The organism is Bacillus cereus group sp. N31 (assembly GCF_016483245.1).
GTDB classification, from domain to species: Bacteria; Bacillota; Bacilli; order Bacillales; family Bacillaceae_G; genus Bacillus_A; species Bacillus_A toyonensis.
On sequence record NZ_JAEHCH010000004.1, the window covers coordinates 109025 to 126548 of the forward strand.

Below are 17524 nucleotides of genomic sequence, written 5' to 3' on the forward strand. Positions count from 1 at the left end.
TGATAAGTAGATGGCTATTTTTAAATCCCGCTATTTGTGGACAGCAGGACTCCTACCTCAAAAGTCAGCGAATACGAGGGAGTTAGGTGAGATTTGGGCTGCCTGCAAAAGCCCGATTGGTGAGGGCTGATTAAAGTTTCACTTTATTCATTTTAAATTCACTAAGTGTAATCTTTAGTAAATTAATAGTTAATCTGATAAAATAAAAACCCTAACATATATAAAGGAGAGTTTTACTTGAGAACGATGCGACAATTATTACAAAAGAGAGCAATGCAATCACCAAATTTGGAAGCGCTTGTAGGCGGAGAGAAAAGATATTCATTTCAGCAGTATAATGAACGAGTAAATCAGTTTGCGCATTATTTGTTACATAACGGTGTGCAAAGAGGGGATCGTATAGGAATCTTATGCAAAAATAATCACCCGTTTCCAAGCATTATGATGGCAAGTTTAAAAATTGGAGCGGTATTTATTCCGCTAAATCATCAGCTTACTGTTTATGAATTAGAAACGATTGTAAAAGAAGCAAAATTAAAAGTGCTAGTTATTGATGAAGAGTTTAGTGAATTTTTATTAAAGGTTGATGCTGTTAAAGAAATTCCTTATGTAATTGAAACGACAAAAGAAGGCTTCGGTTCATTTGAATTAAAATTACAAGAACAGCCAATGACAGAACCGAACGTAGAAGTTCATGAAGATGATGATGCAATTTATTTATTTACTTCAGGAACGACTGGACAGGCAAAAGCATGTGTAATTGGTCATAAAAACTTACATCACTATTTTGCTGAGGTTGCGGGACAAAGAGAAATTCCAGCAGGTGAACGCTTTTTATCCGTGCATCCATTGTTTCATATGAGTGGCGTGCTTTCTATTTTAAATTGCATTTATCATGGTGTTACGATGATTTTCTTAGCTGATTCGAATCCTACTCTTATTTGGGATAAGATTGAAGAAGAGAAAATTACTACGATGCTTGCATTCCCGGCTGTTTATAGCTACATGCTTGATGAACTAAATAAAAAAGAACGTAACATTTCAACCTTTAAAGTAGCACAAAGCGGTGGAACAAAAGTGCCAGAAACGCTCATTCAAAAATATTTGGAAAAAGGAATCTATATGGTGCAAGGCTATGGTAGTACAGAAGGTTGGGTTGTAACTTCATGGCATCCAATGATGGGAAAAGAAAAGATGTCTTCTGTAGGGAAAACACTAAAACATGTAGAGTTAAAAATTGTTCACCCAGAAACAGGACATGAACTAACAACAAATGAAGTTGGAGAGATACATGTAAGAAGTCCATACATGTTTAAAGGGTATTGGAATAATGAAAAGGCGACAAAGAAGGTAGTAAAAGATAATTGGTTTAACATGGGCGATGCTGGCATGATAGATGACGATGGATTCTTGCATATTATGGGAAGATATAAAGATGTTATTATACGCGGTGGTGACAACGTATATCCAGATCAAGTAGAAGATGTTATTCATGAAATACATGGTGTTTTAGAAGTTGCAGTAGTTGGAGTTATGGATGACTTTTGGGGGGAGATTCCAAGAGCTTATCTTGTAAAGAATAGCGAAACAGCATTAACAGAAGAAAGTATTATTCAGTATTGTAAGGAGAAATTAGCAAGTTATAAAATACCAGAAGTTGTATTCGTAGAAGAGTTACCGAAAAACGCTTTAGGGAAAGTGTTGAAGAGAGAATTAAGAGAAAATGTACTTGTAAAATAAAAAACTATTAGATGATGAGGAATCCAGTTATGTACAACGCATAACTGGATTTTTTGTTTATGGTTCTGTTAGTAGATATTATAAATATTTAAAATTTTTTTGTGTTTTTTGGTGTAATATTGAAAATAAAGGGAGCTAACTAATTTCAGTACAAGGGGGAGAAAATATGGCTATAAAATTAGAATCTGAGCATTTATGTATAGAACCTTTTACCAATGATGATGTATTTAGAATTAAAGAATTGGCTAATGACAAGGAATTAGCCAATATTCTTGGGCTTCCACACCCATATAAATTGGAGTTCGCGCAAAATTGGGTTGATATGCAACCAGAACTTATAAAGCAAGGAATCGAATATCCCGTAGGAATCGTTTCTAAAGAATCAAGAGAAATTGTAGGTACAATTACACTAAGAATTGACAAGGGTAACAATAGAGGTGAGCTTGGTTATTGGATTGGTAAGAATTATTGGGGTAAAGGTTTTGCAACCGAGGCTGTAAACAGAATGATTCAATTTGGCTTTATCGAATTAGGTCTAAACAAAATTTGGGCATCTGCCATTTCCAGAAATAGATCGTCGATTAAAGTGTTAGAGAAGTCGGGTTTACGTAAAGAAGGCACATTGAGACAAAATAGACTTTTATTAAATACATATGAAGATGTTGATGTTTATGGAATATTAAAGACAGAATACAACGTTTTAAATCACAGATAAGTATGGTAGTGTGATGACAAAAGGAAACCTTTCAGAACCGGGTTTCCTTTTTGTATTTCTCAAAAATCAACATTCTAGTTTAACAGAGCCTTGTTTATCAAAAACATAATAATTTACTAGATTTTGTATTTTGTGTAAGATAATAAAGAATATTCAAATATTAATCAAGGGAAGAGATGTAAATGAAGATGCCGCTATTACAGGTAGAGACAGAGAGACTCCTGATCCGTCCGTTTCAAAATGATGATTATGAAAGTTGGTTAGATGGATTTAATAAGAGGTTACCATCGCAGTATAAATATGACGATGGTTATCAAGTTATGGCATCATCAACAAAAGAATGGTTCACGGAATGGATAAGAGGCTTTGATGAAGCAGCACATCGAGATGAGATGTATGTATTAGGTATTTTTCGTAAAGAAGACGGAGCTAATATTGGTAAGCTAGAGCTTATAAAAATTTCACGTATGGACTATCAGTGGGCGATGATGGGATATTCCATACATAATCAATATTGGAAAAATGGATATGGCATGGAAAGTGTGAAAGCTGCGATCTCGTTATTTTTTAATCGTCTTCATTTTCATAGAATCGAGTTACATATACGTGTTGATAATGAGCCATCTGTTCGTCTTGCGGAAAGAGCAGGTTTTTCTTTTGAATGCAAGAGAGAGGCGTTTTCTTTGGAGAAGGATAAGTGGGGGGATTTTCTTATTTATTTTAAAAATAAGGAGATGGATATATGAGGGTTCTAATTACAGGTGGAAATCGCGGGTTAGGGTTACAGTTAGTAAAAGTATTTCATGAAAATGGGCATATTGTTTATCCGTTAGTTAGAACTAAGGTTGCGGTAACGCAATTGAAGCAAATGTTTAGTTGTAGATGTTTTCCTATATTGGCAGACTTATCGGCTGATGAGAGTACGGAGCAAATTAAGAAACAGCTTGAGGAATATACAGAGTATATTGATCTAGTTATAAATAACGCTGGAATTACTGGAAAGGAGACTGAGGTTTTACATACGAATTCAGAAGAATTAACGGACGTATTTAATATTCATTGTTTAGGTGTAATTCGAGCTGTAAAAGGTACATATGTGGCTTTAGCTAAATCGGATTATCCGAGAATCATAAATGTGTCCTCTCGATTAGGTTCATTGCATAAAATGGCGAACAAAGAGTTTCCACAAGGACAGTTTTCGTATTCTTATCGAATTGCTAAAGCTGCACAAAATATGTTAACACTCTGCTTACAACAAGAGTTTGAGGATAAAGGAATTCGTGTAACTGCCATTCACCCTGGAAAATTAAAGACTGACATTGGTGCTTTTGATGCGAATATGACTTCGGCTGAAGGAGCAAAAAATATATATGATTGGGTAATAGGTTCAAATGAGGATGTTTCAGGGAAGTTTATTGAGCCAGGTGTGGGTGAATTAAAGTGGTGATATACGATCTTACAATCATTCAGAATCTATTTGGTCCCTCTAAAAAAGTATTAAATGGCTTACCAAATGCAGTGACAATTGAAGAAATAGAAGAGGATGTTCTTTATGATGTACAAACTTATACAGAGAAGATATGTAGATTTGAAGAGGTTTGTTTTAACTGGGAGTTAAAAAGAGCGAGTATTGTATTAAACAAAAGGTTTAATGGTTATAACTCAAGTGCGAGAGTGTTACTTGATGCAGGTTTTTCTTTGCACGCAGCAAAAATAGAAGTGTGTAGAGGGTTAAACAATGTAGAGGCGCTTGAAAAACAATATACATATTGTTCAATAGAAGAAACATTATCAGAAAAAGAATTTAAATACATTTGGAAGCAATGTATGTTGAATTCAGGAAATCAAACTTCAATTTTAACTATCGATGAGCATTTTTATTCAGTGCAAACAGAGTTAGGTAAGGGCTGGGAAAAGTCATGTATTGTTTTTTATGATAAAAATGAGCCAATTGGTATGTCCATACCGCATATAGAATCTGGAATAGAAAGTGAAGGACGGTTATTTTATTTTGGGGTAATGCCTTATTGTCGCGGGAAAGGAATTGCTTCCCAACTACATCTTCAATCTCTACATATGTTAAAGGAAATGGGTGCTACTTATTATATTGGGAGCACACATACCTCGAATGAAAAGATGAAGAGGATATTTTGGAGAAATAATTGTTTGTTGAAAACGGAGATAGAGCTTTATTATAAAATTTTTAATGAGGGTTAGAAAAAGCCCGGCATATAACCGGGACTTCTCCTTATCTATTCAACACTTCAATATATGAAGCATTTCCCGTTGTTCTTAAAGCGGAGCGAAAATTATTATTTTCTAAAGTCTCAGCAACTTGTTTTAATTGCTGCGCATCATCGTGGTGAATAAGTAAACTGTCTGCGCCACTTTCTTCTATATGAATGTGTTCGACATTTCCAATCGCATCATGTACAGCTTTTAAAAATTCAGGTTTCATATTGTCCTCCTATATGTATGTAACGTTGTTATTTAGTATTTCCTTATTTATGAAATATAAAAGTAAATGAAAGGAGAAATGAAAATGAATATAACGCAGTTTAACGAACATATAAAATCGCTATTTGGAGAGCATCTTCATAAATACGGCGATGATGAATATGGTTATACTCATATAAGTAAAGAGGAGTTTCATAAAATCGGTTACACAACAAATTTGACACTAGAGACGATTGAGGAAGCGTATAAAAATGGAGTCGATATGATAGTTACACATCATGCTCCTTGGAGTTTTTTGTTTGGCATGGAAGAGGCTTGTATTGAGAAATTAAAACAATATGAAATGAATCATTTTTGGATTCATTTGCCGTTAGATTTTGTTGAATTTGGTACGTGTACGTCATTATTTAAGGAAATGGGGATAGATACAATTCTAGAATACTCTACGTATGAGGAAGAGGAATTACCTGGAATAGGAGAATTTGAAGAAGCGATTGCATTTTCAAACTTGGTTGAAAAACTTGAAGAAAGAATGGAAGAGAAAGTGAAGAGCTGGAGGAATCACGATAAACCAATAAAACGGATTGCGATTTTAACCGGTGCAGGTAACAATACAAATTTGATTGAGCGAGCATTAGAAAAAGGTTGTGATACGTATATAACAGGAGAAAAAACATTATATACAGTGCAACATGCAAAATTTAAAGGTATCAACTTAATAGTAGGTAGCCACACATTTACAGAAGTGTTTGGTGTAGAAAGTTTGGCTCGTAAATTACAAGAGAGAGATCGTGCAATAGAAATTACTAGATTAAATGAAGATCATTTGGAATAAAGAAATCGCATCGCAATATCATAAATGGAATGAATTATATGATGAAGTAATGAAAGTGTCATTTGTTATATTAAGATGGTTGGGAGGAATCCCCTTATGTCTGTCAAATAATAGTAAAGTTTCCTTTTGAATTAAGGGAATATTCAGAGTGTAAGGGTGAGGGAATGGACATTTCAATAATCGCTGCACAACTAGTTAAAGAGAAGGTTATTTTACATTATCCAAAAAACATGAAAGGTTTGAACGGGGGAACGACAAGTACGATATATTTGTTGGATGAACAATACGTTGTAAAACTGAATGAATCGGATGTAATACGTGAAGAAGCTTATTTTCTTCAGTTTTATAAAAAGAATGATGCGTTTCCAAAGCTTTTATATAAGGATCCGTTAAGTCGATATATTGTTTATTCATTTCTTGAGGGGACTACTTCGTGCAAATCTGGCCATAAACGAAGTATACTGTGCAAACTTGTAAAGGATGTTATCAATAAGTATGAAAAAGTTCCAAAGGTGAGTGGCTGGGGATGGAAGGACAGTACGGTTCAATCTTGGAATGAATTTTTAACAGTAACTGTGATGGAAGCTCACGAAAATGTAAAGTCGTACATAAGTGATGAAGAATGTAGACTTGTTTTTAAGTTAGCAAATAGTCCGAATAGAGGGGCTGGAATAGATGAGCCATTTTTATTACATGGCGATTTCGGATTCCATAATTTTATAGTTCAAGAGAATAGGTTACATGGAGTAATTGATCCTTTACCAGTATTAGGAGATCCTATATACGATTTAATTTACGCGTTTTGTTCAACTCCGGAAGATTTAACGAAAGAAGCAATTGATTATGTGATGAAACAAAGTGTATTTCATAGAGAAGACCGTAATTTATATGAAGAAATGGTCATAGGTTTATATTTGCGGATAGATACGTGTTTAAGACACCACCCGAAAGATTTAGAAGATTATTTAGCAGCTTGGCGTTATTGGATGGGCGAGGTTGAGACTACTTTATAGCACAAATATTTTTTGGGGGATAGTAAAATGAATTTTTCAGAAGCAAAAAAGGATTTAGCGATAAAAACGAAGAGAGGATTACCGATTATATTAGCTGGTGTTTTATTTTGGATAGTTATGAGTATAACGGGCTTTGTTCTTTCTGAAAAACAAGTGGTGTGGGTATATTTAATCGGTATGGGATGTGTGTTTCCTTTCGGCTTAATGATAGCTGCTATATTGAAAATTGATATGTTTGCGAAAGGAAATCCGTTAGGGATTTTGGCAGGATTAATTGGTGGGATAAATGTATTGAATATTCCGCTTGTATTACTTGCCTATTTTCAATTTCCAGAATGGTTACCTTTTGTAGTAGCAATGTTAATAGGTGTTCATTTTATCCCGTACGTATGGATTTATGAAAGCAAAAGTTATGGTCTATTGTCAGTAGGGACTGTATTCGTGACGTCAGTTTGCGGGATTCTGTTTGCAGAAAAAGGATTTACGGTGATTCCATTGTCGGTTACAGCTGTTTATTTACTTACTTATATAAGTTTATTAATTGAAAATAAAAAAACAGATCAGTATCAACAAAAATCAGCTTAATAAAAATATAGGGATAGGGGGAATTATGATGAAAAATTTCGTTTGTACAACGTGTGGTGTGCAGTATGCAGCGAGTGTAGAGGAACCGGTGAGTTGTCATATTTGTGATGAAGAAAGGCAATATGTGAATCCGAAAGGGCAGTCTTGGACGACTTTAGAAAACTTGCAAATAAGTGATACATATAAAAATGAAATAATCGAAGAAGAAAACGGGCTTTATAGTATTACGACAAAACCAGGGTTTGCGATCGGTCAAACAGCATTTGTGGTGAAAATAGAATCATATCGATTACTATGGGACTGCATTACTTATTTAGATGAAATGACAATTGCGAAAATAAAAGAGCTTGGCGGATTAGATGCAATTGCATTGTCTCATCCTCATTATTATTCAACGCAAGTAGAATGGGCAGAGACATTTGATGTACCAATTTATATACACGAAGATGATAAAGAGTGGGTGATGCGCCCGAGTAGTCGTATTATTTATTGGTCTGGTGAGTCTTTACAATTAGCTGATGGATTGGTCATTCATCGTTTAGGAGGTCATTTTAAAGGTGGGTCTGTCTTACATTGGGAAGAAGGTAATGATGGAAAAGGAATTTTGTTAACAGGTGATATTATTCAAGTTGTAGCGGATGAGCGATGGGTAAGTTTTATGTACAGCTATCCAAACTTAATTCCATTACCAGCGAGAAAAGTGGAAGAAATGGTGAATCGAGTGAAGCCGTTACAGTTTAATCGTTTATACAACGCTTTTCATCGCGTAGTAAAAGAGAATGCAAATGAGGCAGTGGAACGTTCTGCTGAAAGATATATTAAGGCGGTAGAAGGAAAGTTATTTCATACGTAAAAGGAGAGCAAGTCTAATGAAAACGTTAGTATGCTTCGGTGATAGTATTACAGCTGATGATGTATTTTTTGATGGTACACCTAGATTAACACCAAGGTTACAAAGGATATTCTCAAATTGGGAAGTGGTGAATGCAGGTGTTCCAGGTGATAATACATCCGATGCGTTAAATAGGATTGAAGAAGATGTATTATCACATAAACCAGATTTCGTAACAGTTTTTCTTGGCACGAATGATGCAGTTTCTTTTTCACAAGGGTCATTACAAGCATACAAAGAAAATTTAGAGAAGATTGTGAACCATATTTCGTCAGGTAAAGTACTGCTTATTAGTCCTGCACCAGTTGATGAAGAAAGACAGCATAATAGAACAAATAAAGTGCTCGGTCAGTATGCAGACGTGGTAGAGGAAGTGGCGAAAGGAACAGGAAGCTATTTTCTAAATTTGTATGCTGAAATGATTCAAGAACGGAATTATAAAACATTTGTAGAAAATGATGAAAGAGATGGGCTACACTTTGGACCAGAAGGGTATGAGTATGTAGCGAAGTTGATTGGTGAAAAGTTAAAAGGGATTTTATAAAAAAGCAAAGCGATATCGCTTTGCTTTTCATTGTTTTTAGTAGTCAATCTAGAAATGCTTGCTGCAATGCTTTCAGTCCATCGCTGTAGATGCTATGAAACAGATTTATTGCCTCTTCATCACTAACCTCTACAGGGGTGAAAGTGCCAGACCACTCTACTAACGATGTGTTACTTTCAGCACCTTCTTTCACCTGGATTGTAGATAGATAATTAGTGACTGGGAATGGTGAATTCATGATTGAATACGTGTAGTAGCGTTCTTTCTCATTGAATACTTCTAAGCGTTCTATAATCGTATCACCATCTGGATTAGCTAGGTGACGTACACGACCGCCTTCAGTTAATTTACTGCTAGGTATATAAGGTAACCAGTCTGGAAGGGAGTTGAAACCTCCGATTAATTGCCATACTTGTTCAGGGGAACCGAAAATTGTCATAGATGTAGTAGTATGTGCCATATTTATTATGCTCCTTTTTAACTCGCTATTTGCGGGGAAATAATCAGTAGGGGATAAACCGCCCCACAGATTAAAGTTTCACTTTATTTTACGTTGATTGGTAGTGGTGCATTAGGTGCTACTAGTTTTTGTTTGCGCATTTCTTCCCAGAATGTTGCTGGAATTACTGTGTTTAATGCATTTTGGTCTTCTGCAATTCGTTCCGGTTTACTTGCACCAGGAACAACGGCAGCAACCGCTGGGTTAGCCAATGAAAACTGTAAAGCAGCAGCTTTAATGCTGATTTCATGACGATTTGCAAGAGCTTTGATTTTCTCAACTTTTGCAATAATTTCTGGTGATGCTTTTTGATATTCGAAGTGAGCACCTCCAGCAAGAATACCTGAGCTGTATGGGCCACCAACAACAATATCCATATTATGCTTAACAGCTGCAGGCATTACTCGTTGCAAGGCACGCTCGTGGTCTAATAGTGAATAACGACCAGCTAACAAGGAGATATTTGGTTTTGCTTCTTCCAAATCAAGCATAAGTTCAATTGATTCTACTTTGTTTACTCCAAGTCCCCAACCTTTAATGACTCCTTCTTCACGTAAACGTGTTAGCGCACGGAATGCCCCTGTACGAGCCGTTTCAAATTGTGAAATCCACTCGTCGCCATAAAAGTCTTGTGCTAAATCATGAATGAAAACAAAGTCTAGACGATCTGTTTTTAAACGTTTCAAACTTTGCTCAATAGAACGAAGTGTTGCATCTGCGCTATAATCATTGATCATTTTATTTTTACGGCCAAATTCGAAGAGTCCGCCTTTTTCACCTAGATCACGTGCAGATGGATCTTCCAGTTCTTCTGAAATAGTTCGACCGACTTTTGTGCTTAAAAAGTAATCATCACGATTTCTTTTTGAAAGTGCTTCACCAAGACGAATTTCCGCTAAACCAGAACCATAAAGTGGAGCTGTATCAAAGTAACGAACGCCATTCTCCCAAGCTGCATCTACTGTAGCGATTGCTTCTTCTTCTGGGATATTACGGTACATATTCCCTAGTGGTGCTGTACCAAAACCGATTTTTTCTTTTAGTAATTTACTCATTATAAATATCCTCCTAAAATGTATTTAAAAATTAATTAATCATTGTGAATGGATGTGAAAATTAAAACATGCCATTTCATCGTCCGGCAAAATGCATGATAAAAGTATTGAAACAGTTAAAAAAGTAAGTACTTTAAAGTACGATGGATACCTAAAAGATAACATAGGTAATATTTACTACTGAATTACTTATGCAACTCTTACAAATGCTATTATGAAATGTATTTTACATAATGAAAAGTACGTACTTTAAAGTGCTATAGATACTTAAAAGTAATATTAAAATATTTTAGCTTATTTGTTTTATAAAATTATTAAAGGGGTTTTTACATGAAGACACACACTATTCCTGTGGAGGAAACTTTAGAAATTATTCGTGGAAAGTAGTTATTCTTTGTCATTTAAAGAAAGACAAATAGAGAACGTGCGAATTAAAAAAATTAATGTTTGGTATTACACAAAAATAGTAAAAAGTCAGGATGAAAATCGAAATGATTTTTATCCTGACTTTTTACTTAATATATAATTTCAAAAATAAAACTATATACTTTATATCATAAAAATATATAATAAATATAGAAACGAAAATTTATGAGCAAGGAAGTTGAAGAACATGACATTAACAATGGGCTTTATCGGATTTGGGAAATCAGCTAACCGTTATCACTTACCTTATGTAAACACACGTAAAAATATAAAAGTAAAAACAATTTTTGCACGCCAAATTAATGAAGAATTAGCGGCTCCATATGCGGAAAAAGGTGTTTATTTCACTACTGATTTGGACGAATTGTTGAATGATGAAGAAATTCAAGTAGTGACAATCTGTACGCCAGCGCATACCCACTACGAATTGGCGAAAAAAGTTATACTTGCTGGGAAATCAGTTATCGTTGAAAAACCATTTTGCGATACAGTTGAACATGCGAAAGAATTATTAGCTTTAGGACGAGAGAAAGGTGTAGTAGTTATGCCTTATCAAAACCGTCGTTTTGATGGTGATTTCTTAGCTGTGAAGCAAGTTGTGGAACAAGGATTCCTCGGTGATATTGTTGAGGTCGAATCACATATTGATTATTTTCGTCCTGGTTCAATCACTCACGAAGGTCTAAAAGAAGAAGGTTCATTTTACAGTTTAGGTATTCATACGATGGACCGTATGATTTCACTATTCGGCCGTCCGGATACGGTGACATACGATATTCGTAATAATGAAGTGGAAGGTGCGGTTGATAATTATTTCGATGTTGGTCTACATTACGGCAATCAGCTGAAAATTAAATTGAAAACAAACCATGTTGTAGCGAAAGATTATCCACGCTTTATCGTTCATGGAACAAATGGTTCATTTATTAAATACGGTGAAGATCAGCAGGAAAATGATCTGAAAGCGGGTATTATGCCTGAGAGTGCAGGATTTGGTGAAGATTCACCGATGTACTATGGAATTGCTAAATATCGTAACGCAAACGGTGATTGGATTGAAAAACAAATTAAAACGCCGCTTGGTGATTACGGTCGTTTCTATGATGCAGCGTATGAAACAATCGTAAATGGTGCACCAAAACTTGTGAAAGACGAAGAAGCAGTAACGAATATTGAAATCTTGGAAAACGGATTTGCTGCTCCATCACCTTCTGTTTACAAACTTGAGGCTTTACATTTGAATGAATAGAAGAGGGAATACAGTATAAAGGAGGCATGGAAATGGCAAGTGGATCAACACAAGTAAAATACCTCGGCATTTACCAAAAAATTAAACAGCAAATTTTAGACAGCGAATATAAAATTAACGAAAAAATCCCGAGTAGCCCCGTCCTTGCTGAAGAATTTAGCGTTTCAGCACTTACTATTAAAAAAGCGCTGGATTTGTTAGTCAGAGACGGCTACATCATCCGCAGGCGCGGAAGTGGAACCGTGGTTCAAGATTGGCGTCAACAGGAAAAGGCACGAATGATTCAAACTTTAACAGGTACGAAAGCTGTTTACGGCAGTGAGGTAGAAAGTAAAATTATCGAGTTTACGATTGTCGGTGCCGATGAAATTGTTGCTGAAAAATTGGGAGTTTTAATCGGTGATTTCGTCTATAAAATCATCCGCCTTCGAATCATCCACGGCATTCCGACGATTATGGAGCATACGTGGATGCCGATTTCGGTCATCCCAGGTGTTGAAGCTTCCGTTTTAGAGGAATCGATATACTCACACATTCAAAATAAACTTGGTCTTGAAGTAGGGACATCCGTTGTCAGGGTTAAAGGAGTTCGACCAGATGATCGAGAAAAGCAGTTTATGAACTTAACAAATCAAGATTTCCTAATGAGAGTTGAACAAGTGGCCTACTTAACGGATGGACGCACATTCGAGTACTCTTATGCCGATCATCTACCAGAAACCTTTGAATTTGAAACAGTTATTTCCGCAAAAAGTTATAAAGAGACATAAAAAAACGGTTGAGACAAGTAGTGGCTCAACCGTTTTTTTATGTCTTCGATAGAATTTACACATATAGAGGAATAGGTATCCCGCTATTTGAGGGCAGTGAGACTCCCACCTCAAAATTCAGCGAAAGCAAAGAGGTTAGGTGGGGGCGGGCTGCCCCCCCACTGATTAAAGTTTCACTTTATTATTCATCAGCTGTAATAAGCATGGATGTGTTCCCGTTTTTTTCAAGATGACCTTCTCCCCAAGCGCAGAGGGAATCGAGTATGGCTCCTAAAGACGAACCGTAATCTGTTAAAGAATACTCTACTTTCGGTGGTACTTGATCATATACTTTTCTTTGGATTACATCGTCTTCTTCCAGTTCACGTAATTGCTGTGTTAACATTTTTTGTGTAATACCAGGCATTAAACGTTTTAATTCACTCGTTCTTTTTGTTCCTTTTTTTAAATGACAAAGGATAACAACTTTCCACTTTCCACCAATAACTTCTAAAGTCGCTTCTACAGGAATATTATATGTTTTCATAAAAAAACTCCTTTGATGAATTTAGATGACAGTTTTGGGCCTACATACGTTTGAATACTAAAATTATTTCTTTTTAGTGCCTATAACACTTTAAAGTGCGTACTATTTATTGTGCTAAATATCGTTCATAATAACCAATGTAAGAGAGGAGTAAACAGAACATGACTAGAAAGTTTATATGTTACTTTTTAGTACCTATAACACTTTAAAGTGCGTACTATTTATTGTGCTAAATATCGTTCATAATAACCAATGTAAGAGAGGAGTAAACAGAACATGACTAGAAAGTTTATATGTTACTTTTTAGTACCTATAATACTTTAAAGTGCGTACTATTTATTGTGCTAAATATATTCCATAATAGCACATGTAAGCAAGAAATGAGTATAATATACTTTGAAGGGCATTTGAAATTGGTGAGAATAATAACTATGGGGACATTCACACAAAAGAAAACGATTTGTTACGTTGATAGATTTAATCCAAGACTTAACAGTTGATTAATCTAACTGTAAAGTTTAAAATTACAGTATAGTTTTAAGAAGTAAGTTGTCATCGTCTGTAAAATGTAGATACAGTAATTGTATGAAAGCATCATTTTAAAAGGAAACGGATAGTTGAGATAAATTAAACATTGTCGAATAAATAACATTACGTGAATTTGATTCTAAACTGTAATTTTTTTTAATACATTTCAGTAATCCATATTTAAAATAATTGTACGTTTGATAAAGAACATTAAAGGAGTGAATAAAATATGGTGATTTTATATACGACAGCAAGCTGTGGTTCATGCCGAAAAGCAAAAGCATGGCTTGAAGAGAATCAAATTGATTATACCGAAAAAAATATCGTATCAAACTCTCTTACAGTCGATGAACTTAAATCAATTCTTCGTTTAACTGAAGAAGGGGCTACTGAAATTATTTCAACTAGATCCAAAATTTTTCAGGAACTAAATATAAATATCGAGGCGCTTTCGCTTAATGAATTTTATAAATTAATAATTGAGTATCCTCAAATGTTGCGCCGCCCAATAATGTTGGATGAAAAAAGATTGCAGATTGGTTTTAACGAGGAAGAAATTCGTAAATTTTTACCACGTAGCGTTCGAACAGTTCTGAACATAGAATTGCAAAAGTTGGCTAATTAATAAGTAATATTTCTTAAAGGGAATTTTTGAAAGGAGGAAGCAAGAGATGATTGAAGTATGCGTTACAGTGAATTATAAAAATAGAAATTATCAAACAAATGTTATTGTGAGCAAAGATACAATCTGGACAAAAATTAAACAGTTGGCAGAAGAACAAGTCAAGAAACAGTGGGATTTTTAAAATTATTTTTAGACTTAAAAAACATAAATGATAATAGGTAGTTCAAAAAGATAAATGTAACTAATAGACATCGGTGAGCTCGTATAGAATATAAATGAATGTATTTCTTCATAGTAAAAATTATTTATAAATCTTAACGTTTGACAAACCTATCTGTAATATTTATAGTTACAGTAAGTTGAAAAGTGATTAGCAATTTATATCGTAGGAGGAAGACCATGAACAGTGACTTTACCTTGGCCATTCACAGTTTAACTTATTTAGCACTACAGCCAGACCGGATGTCAACAAGCAATGCTATTTCAGAAAGTGCAGGTGTTCATCCAGTACGCATTCGCAAAGTGCTAAGTTTGTTAAAAAAACATAAGTTTATACAATCAAAAGAGGGAATTGGTGGAGGTTTTATTTTCGCTCGAGATTTAAGTGAAGTTAATCTCTGGCATATTTATCAAATAACCTCAGAAGGTGCTTTGCAACCTAAATGTCCAGAATCGAATGACCAGTGTATTGTGGGTTCGAATATGCGAAAAGTTCTTTTCACTATTTTCTTAGGTGCTGAAGAACATCTAGGTGAATATTTAAAGAACTATACGATGAAAGAAGTAGTCGATCTAATCAATCAAGAACGATAAACGGCTTAATTTCTATATAGCCGTGGAGTTCTTAATGTCTAAATGTAATGAAAAACATTACAGTTCGAGTTGTTTTGTGTATCTTGTTTGTCGTCTCTAAAAAACGAGGAATGAATCCTAATAAATTAATACTAAAATCATTTCTAGGAAGGTGAAAAAGTATGATGTCAAATAATCCTGTTTTAAAAGTAGGAGATTGGGTTCGAGGAATATCAGTAGAGGGTGAATTAATACTTGGTTATATTGAATCATTTGATCATGTAGGGGAAGTAGTTAAGGTTAATGTTGTTAAATGTGACAACAGGGATACAATAAGTAGAACAATGTCCTTTTTAAGTAAACACGTAAAAAAACTCCCTGAATCAAAAGCAATAAACAAGGAACAAATCCTTTATCTTATAGACCTTGCATTATTAACAGGGGATGAAGAATGGTTTATCAAGCTTTCTTCAAAATTAAATTCGATAAACGAGCTAGTGAATGGGGGAGTTTAAAAATTATATTAAATATAATTTCTTTTGGAATCTTTAGTTGTGATAAAATCAATTGTTTTGTGTGAAAAAAACCCATTAAATTAGGGAGTTCAGGAGAAATTCAATAACATGATTTATAAAATTAATATTTTAAAGTAAAAGCATTTCTTTGTAATGAGAAATGCTTTTTATTTTTGTTGAAATGAAAAGGATATTTTATTAACAATAATAATATAATAAAAAACAACTAATATTTATTGTTAAACAATAAATAATGTGATAAAATCATTTTGTTATTAAATAAGCGAGGTGCTTTTATGAAACAAGTTACGACACTCTTTTTAAAGCTAGCTATTATTTTTATAGGAATCCTAGTCCTTGTATTGTGCATATTTTTGGTGCCTGAGATTGGGGATTTTGCTGGAGAATTGTATCCAAATATTGCTTATATGAAATCTCTCGTTTTAATCGATATGTACGCGGCAGCGATACCTTTTTACCTTGCTCTGTATCAAGCATTTAAACTTTTAAGCTATATTGATAAGAACGAAGCGTTCTCGGAATTATCGGTAAAGGCTTTAAAGAATATTAAATACAGTGCCCTCACGATTAGTACCTTGTACTTGCTAGGTATGCCACTCTACTATCTTATGGCGGCAAGAGTTGACCCTCCAAGTTTTATACCAATTGGATTGGTTATTATTTTCGCCTCTATGGTAATTGCCGTTTTTGCTGCTGTTCTACAAAGACTTTTACAAGAAGCTATTAATATAAAATCAGAAAATGATTTAACGGTCTGAGGTGGAGGATATGGCAATCATTATTAATATTGATGTGATGTTAGCAAAACGAAAAATGAGCGTAACGGAGCTTTCAGAGAGGGTTGGGATTACGATGGCAAATCTTTCTATTTTGAAAAACGGGAAAGCAAAAGCGGTTCGTTTTTCAACATTAGAAGCGATATGTAAGACTTTGAATTGTCAACCAGGTGATATTTTGGAGTATAAAAGAGACGAAGAGAATCAATAAAAATAGACAATGATTATTTTGTAAATAAGCCTTCCATATGGGGGGCTTATTATATTTTTCGGCTTAGCGTAGTTTTTGTAAAATGCTAGCGGGTTTCCTTATTGTCATCAAGTTAAAAAACGTATTGTCCGAAAAATGAGTTCATTTCTTATAGAAAACTTTGGTGGAAAAGAGATATACCTTTCCAATAAATGTATATAAATTCGATATTAATAATATATATCCCAAAATTTATTTTTCTATTTTGGAAATATATTCATTAATTATTTATTACAATAGTTTTAGTGTATGAGGTGGAATGTATTAAGTAACTGGTATATCTTAAAATAATGGAAAAAATTACTGCATTATGGCTGAAATTCATTATATATTGAAAATTTTTCCTGGTAAAAAATCTGAAAATATAAAAATATTAATTTTATAAATATACACGTTATAATGAGGGCGTCGAGAGAAATTTTATTATCTCTGGAGAAAATATAAAAAATGCGATTACTAGTAAGAAAGGTGTGTGATTAGAGGCGGAAATGTATGTAAAGTGCTTCAGTGGCTTGTGTAATCAATACCATAAATGCTGCCGAAGTTATTAAAGTGATGTGTAGAATTGAGAAAGAAATGCCTCATAAATGAAGAGAGGCCGGTTTAGCTGAAATTACTGTTATAAGTAAAAAAAGAGAAACCACTAAAGTAATACACTGTTATTAGAAATGTTGCAACGTATTTATGAAGTCTATTCTATATTGTTCTCTT

At 34.3% G+C, this 17524-nt stretch carries 22 protein-coding genes; 18 read left to right on the plus strand and 4 right to left on the minus strand.

Features of this window, described 5'->3' with window-relative positions:
* Nucleotides 1–237 precede the first annotated feature (237 nt).
* The 5 genes from JDS81_RS08490 (at nucleotide 238) to JDS81_RS08510 (ending at nucleotide 4672) form a co-directional block, all read left to right on the plus strand.
* Nucleotides 238–1740 carry a class I adenylate-forming enzyme family protein gene (locus JDS81_RS08490; RefSeq protein ID WP_142311349.1) on the plus strand — a complete coding sequence of 501 codons (1503 nt, stop codon included), beginning with the start codon at nucleotides 238–240 and terminating at the stop codon, nucleotides 1738–1740.
* A 166-nt stretch (nucleotides 1741–1906) separates the two neighbouring features.
* A complete protein-coding gene (locus JDS81_RS08495) occupies nucleotides 1907–2455 on the plus strand; it encodes a GNAT family N-acetyltransferase (protein WP_097953873.1) in 549 nt (182 codons plus the stop codon).
* Nucleotides 2456–2637: 182 nt separating this feature from the next.
* Nucleotides 2638–3201, plus strand: coding sequence for a GNAT family N-acetyltransferase (locus tag JDS81_RS08500; protein ID WP_097953874.1), 564 nt, complete (start codon nucleotides 2638–2640; stop codon nucleotides 3199–3201).
* Nucleotides 3198–3902, plus strand: coding sequence for an SDR family NAD(P)-dependent oxidoreductase (locus tag JDS81_RS08505; RefSeq protein WP_070173546.1), 705 nt, complete (start codon nucleotides 3198–3200; stop codon nucleotides 3900–3902). Before JDS81_RS08500 ends, JDS81_RS08505 begins: the two co-directional genes overlap by 4 nt.
* The gene (locus JDS81_RS08510) at nucleotides 3896–4672 is read left to right on the plus strand and encodes a GNAT family N-acetyltransferase (protein WP_199688505.1); all 777 of its coding nucleotides are present in this window, start codon (nucleotides 3896–3898) and stop codon (nucleotides 4670–4672) included. The genes JDS81_RS08505 and JDS81_RS08510 overlap by 7 nt, the downstream gene beginning before the upstream one ends.
* A gap of 31 nt (nucleotides 4673–4703) precedes the next feature.
* Here the strand turns inward: JDS81_RS08510 and JDS81_RS08515 are convergent, their stop codons facing one another.
* Entirely contained in the window at nucleotides 4704–4913 is a 210-nt protein-coding gene (locus JDS81_RS08515; protein WP_000801649.1) for a hypothetical protein, read from the minus strand.
* 84 nt (nucleotides 4914–4997) lie between these two features.
* Here JDS81_RS08515 and JDS81_RS08520 point away from each other — a divergent pair, with 84 nt between their 5' ends.
* The 5 genes from JDS81_RS08520 to JDS81_RS08540 all read left to right on the plus strand — a co-directional run bounded on the left by JDS81_RS08520 (nucleotide 4998) and on the right by JDS81_RS08540 (nucleotide 8781).
* On the plus strand, nucleotides 4998–5747 hold the full coding sequence (locus JDS81_RS08520; protein ID WP_070173544.1) for a Nif3-like dinuclear metal center hexameric protein: 750 nt from the start codon (nucleotides 4998–5000) through the stop codon (nucleotides 5745–5747).
* 164 nt (nucleotides 5748–5911) lie between these two features.
* On the plus strand, nucleotides 5912–6760 hold the full coding sequence (locus JDS81_RS08525; RefSeq protein WP_000355231.1) for a phosphotransferase: 849 nt from the start codon (nucleotides 5912–5914) through the stop codon (nucleotides 6758–6760).
* A gap of 27 nt (nucleotides 6761–6787) precedes the next feature.
* The gene (locus JDS81_RS08530; RefSeq protein WP_001011593.1) at nucleotides 6788–7345 is read left to right on the plus strand and encodes a DUF7010 family protein; all 558 of its coding nucleotides are present in this window, start codon (nucleotides 6788–6790) and stop codon (nucleotides 7343–7345) included.
* Between the two features lie 25 nt (nucleotides 7346–7370).
* Nucleotides 7371–8198, plus strand: coding sequence for an MBL fold metallo-hydrolase (locus JDS81_RS08535; protein WP_002059746.1), 828 nt, complete (start codon nucleotides 7371–7373; stop codon nucleotides 8196–8198).
* A 16-nt stretch (nucleotides 8199–8214) separates the two neighbouring features.
* Nucleotides 8215–8781, plus strand: a complete 567-nt coding sequence (locus JDS81_RS08540) for an SGNH/GDSL hydrolase family protein (protein WP_097953876.1) — start codon at nucleotides 8215–8217, stop codon at nucleotides 8779–8781.
* Between the two features lie 43 nt (nucleotides 8782–8824).
* Here JDS81_RS08540 and JDS81_RS08545 read toward each other — a convergent pair whose 3' ends face one another.
* Both JDS81_RS08545 and JDS81_RS08550 read right to left on the minus strand, forming a co-directional pair.
* Complete coding sequence (locus JDS81_RS08545) at nucleotides 8825–9241, minus strand: SRPBCC family protein (RefSeq protein WP_097953877.1); 417 nt, start codon at nucleotides 9239–9241, stop codon at nucleotides 8825–8827.
* 83 nt (nucleotides 9242–9324) lie between these two features.
* Nucleotides 9325–10335, minus strand: coding sequence for an aldo/keto reductase (locus tag JDS81_RS08550; protein WP_097953878.1), 1011 nt, complete (start codon nucleotides 10333–10335; stop codon nucleotides 9325–9327).
* Nucleotides 10336–10948: 613 nt separating this feature from the next.
* On the opposite strand from JDS81_RS08550, the gene JDS81_RS08555 reads away from it, so the two are divergent.
* Complete coding sequence (locus JDS81_RS08555; RefSeq protein WP_000176622.1) at nucleotides 10949–12010, plus strand: oxidoreductase; 1062 nt, start codon at nucleotides 10949–10951, stop codon at nucleotides 12008–12010.
* Between the two features lie 32 nt (nucleotides 12011–12042).
* A complete protein-coding gene (locus JDS81_RS08560) occupies nucleotides 12043–12780 on the plus strand; it encodes a GntR family transcriptional regulator (protein WP_097953879.1) in 738 nt (245 codons plus the stop codon).
* A gap of 181 nt (nucleotides 12781–12961) precedes the next feature.
* On the opposite strand, the gene JDS81_RS08565 is transcribed toward JDS81_RS08560, so the two are convergent.
* Nucleotides 12962–13306: a winged helix-turn-helix transcriptional regulator gene (locus JDS81_RS08565; protein WP_000860824.1), complete on the minus strand. Its 345-nt coding sequence runs from the start codon at nucleotides 13304–13306 to the stop codon at nucleotides 12962–12964.
* A gap of 757 nt (nucleotides 13307–14063) precedes the next feature.
* On the opposite strand from JDS81_RS08565, the gene spxA reads away from it, so the two are divergent.
* From spxA to JDS81_RS08595, 6 genes are all read left to right on the plus strand, one after another.
* A complete protein-coding gene (gene spxA, locus JDS81_RS08570) occupies nucleotides 14064–14459 on the plus strand; it encodes a transcriptional regulator SpxA (RefSeq protein WP_000236192.1) in 396 nt (131 codons plus the stop codon).
* A gap of 46 nt (nucleotides 14460–14505) precedes the next feature.
* The gene (locus JDS81_RS08575) at nucleotides 14506–14640 is read left to right on the plus strand and encodes a BA3454 family stress response protein (protein ID WP_000573526.1); all 135 of its coding nucleotides are present in this window, start codon (nucleotides 14506–14508) and stop codon (nucleotides 14638–14640) included.
* A 218-nt stretch (nucleotides 14641–14858) separates the two neighbouring features.
* Nucleotides 14859–15272, plus strand: a complete 414-nt coding sequence (gene saiR / locus JDS81_RS08580; protein WP_001083461.1) for an Rrf2-family transcriptional regulator SaiR — start codon at nucleotides 14859–14861, stop codon at nucleotides 15270–15272.
* A gap of 161 nt (nucleotides 15273–15433) precedes the next feature.
* Nucleotides 15434–15766: an IDEAL domain-containing protein gene (locus JDS81_RS08585; RefSeq protein ID WP_000987479.1), complete on the plus strand. Its 333-nt coding sequence runs from the start codon at nucleotides 15434–15436 to the stop codon at nucleotides 15764–15766.
* A gap of 296 nt (nucleotides 15767–16062) precedes the next feature.
* Nucleotides 16063–16545, plus strand: a complete 483-nt coding sequence (locus tag JDS81_RS08590; RefSeq protein ID WP_097953880.1) for a DUF2975 domain-containing protein — start codon at nucleotides 16063–16065, stop codon at nucleotides 16543–16545.
* Between the two features lie 10 nt (nucleotides 16546–16555).
* Nucleotides 16556–16774, plus strand: a complete 219-nt coding sequence (locus JDS81_RS08595; RefSeq protein WP_000974630.1) for a helix-turn-helix domain-containing protein — start codon at nucleotides 16556–16558, stop codon at nucleotides 16772–16774.
* Nucleotides 16775–17524 lie beyond the last annotated feature (750 nt).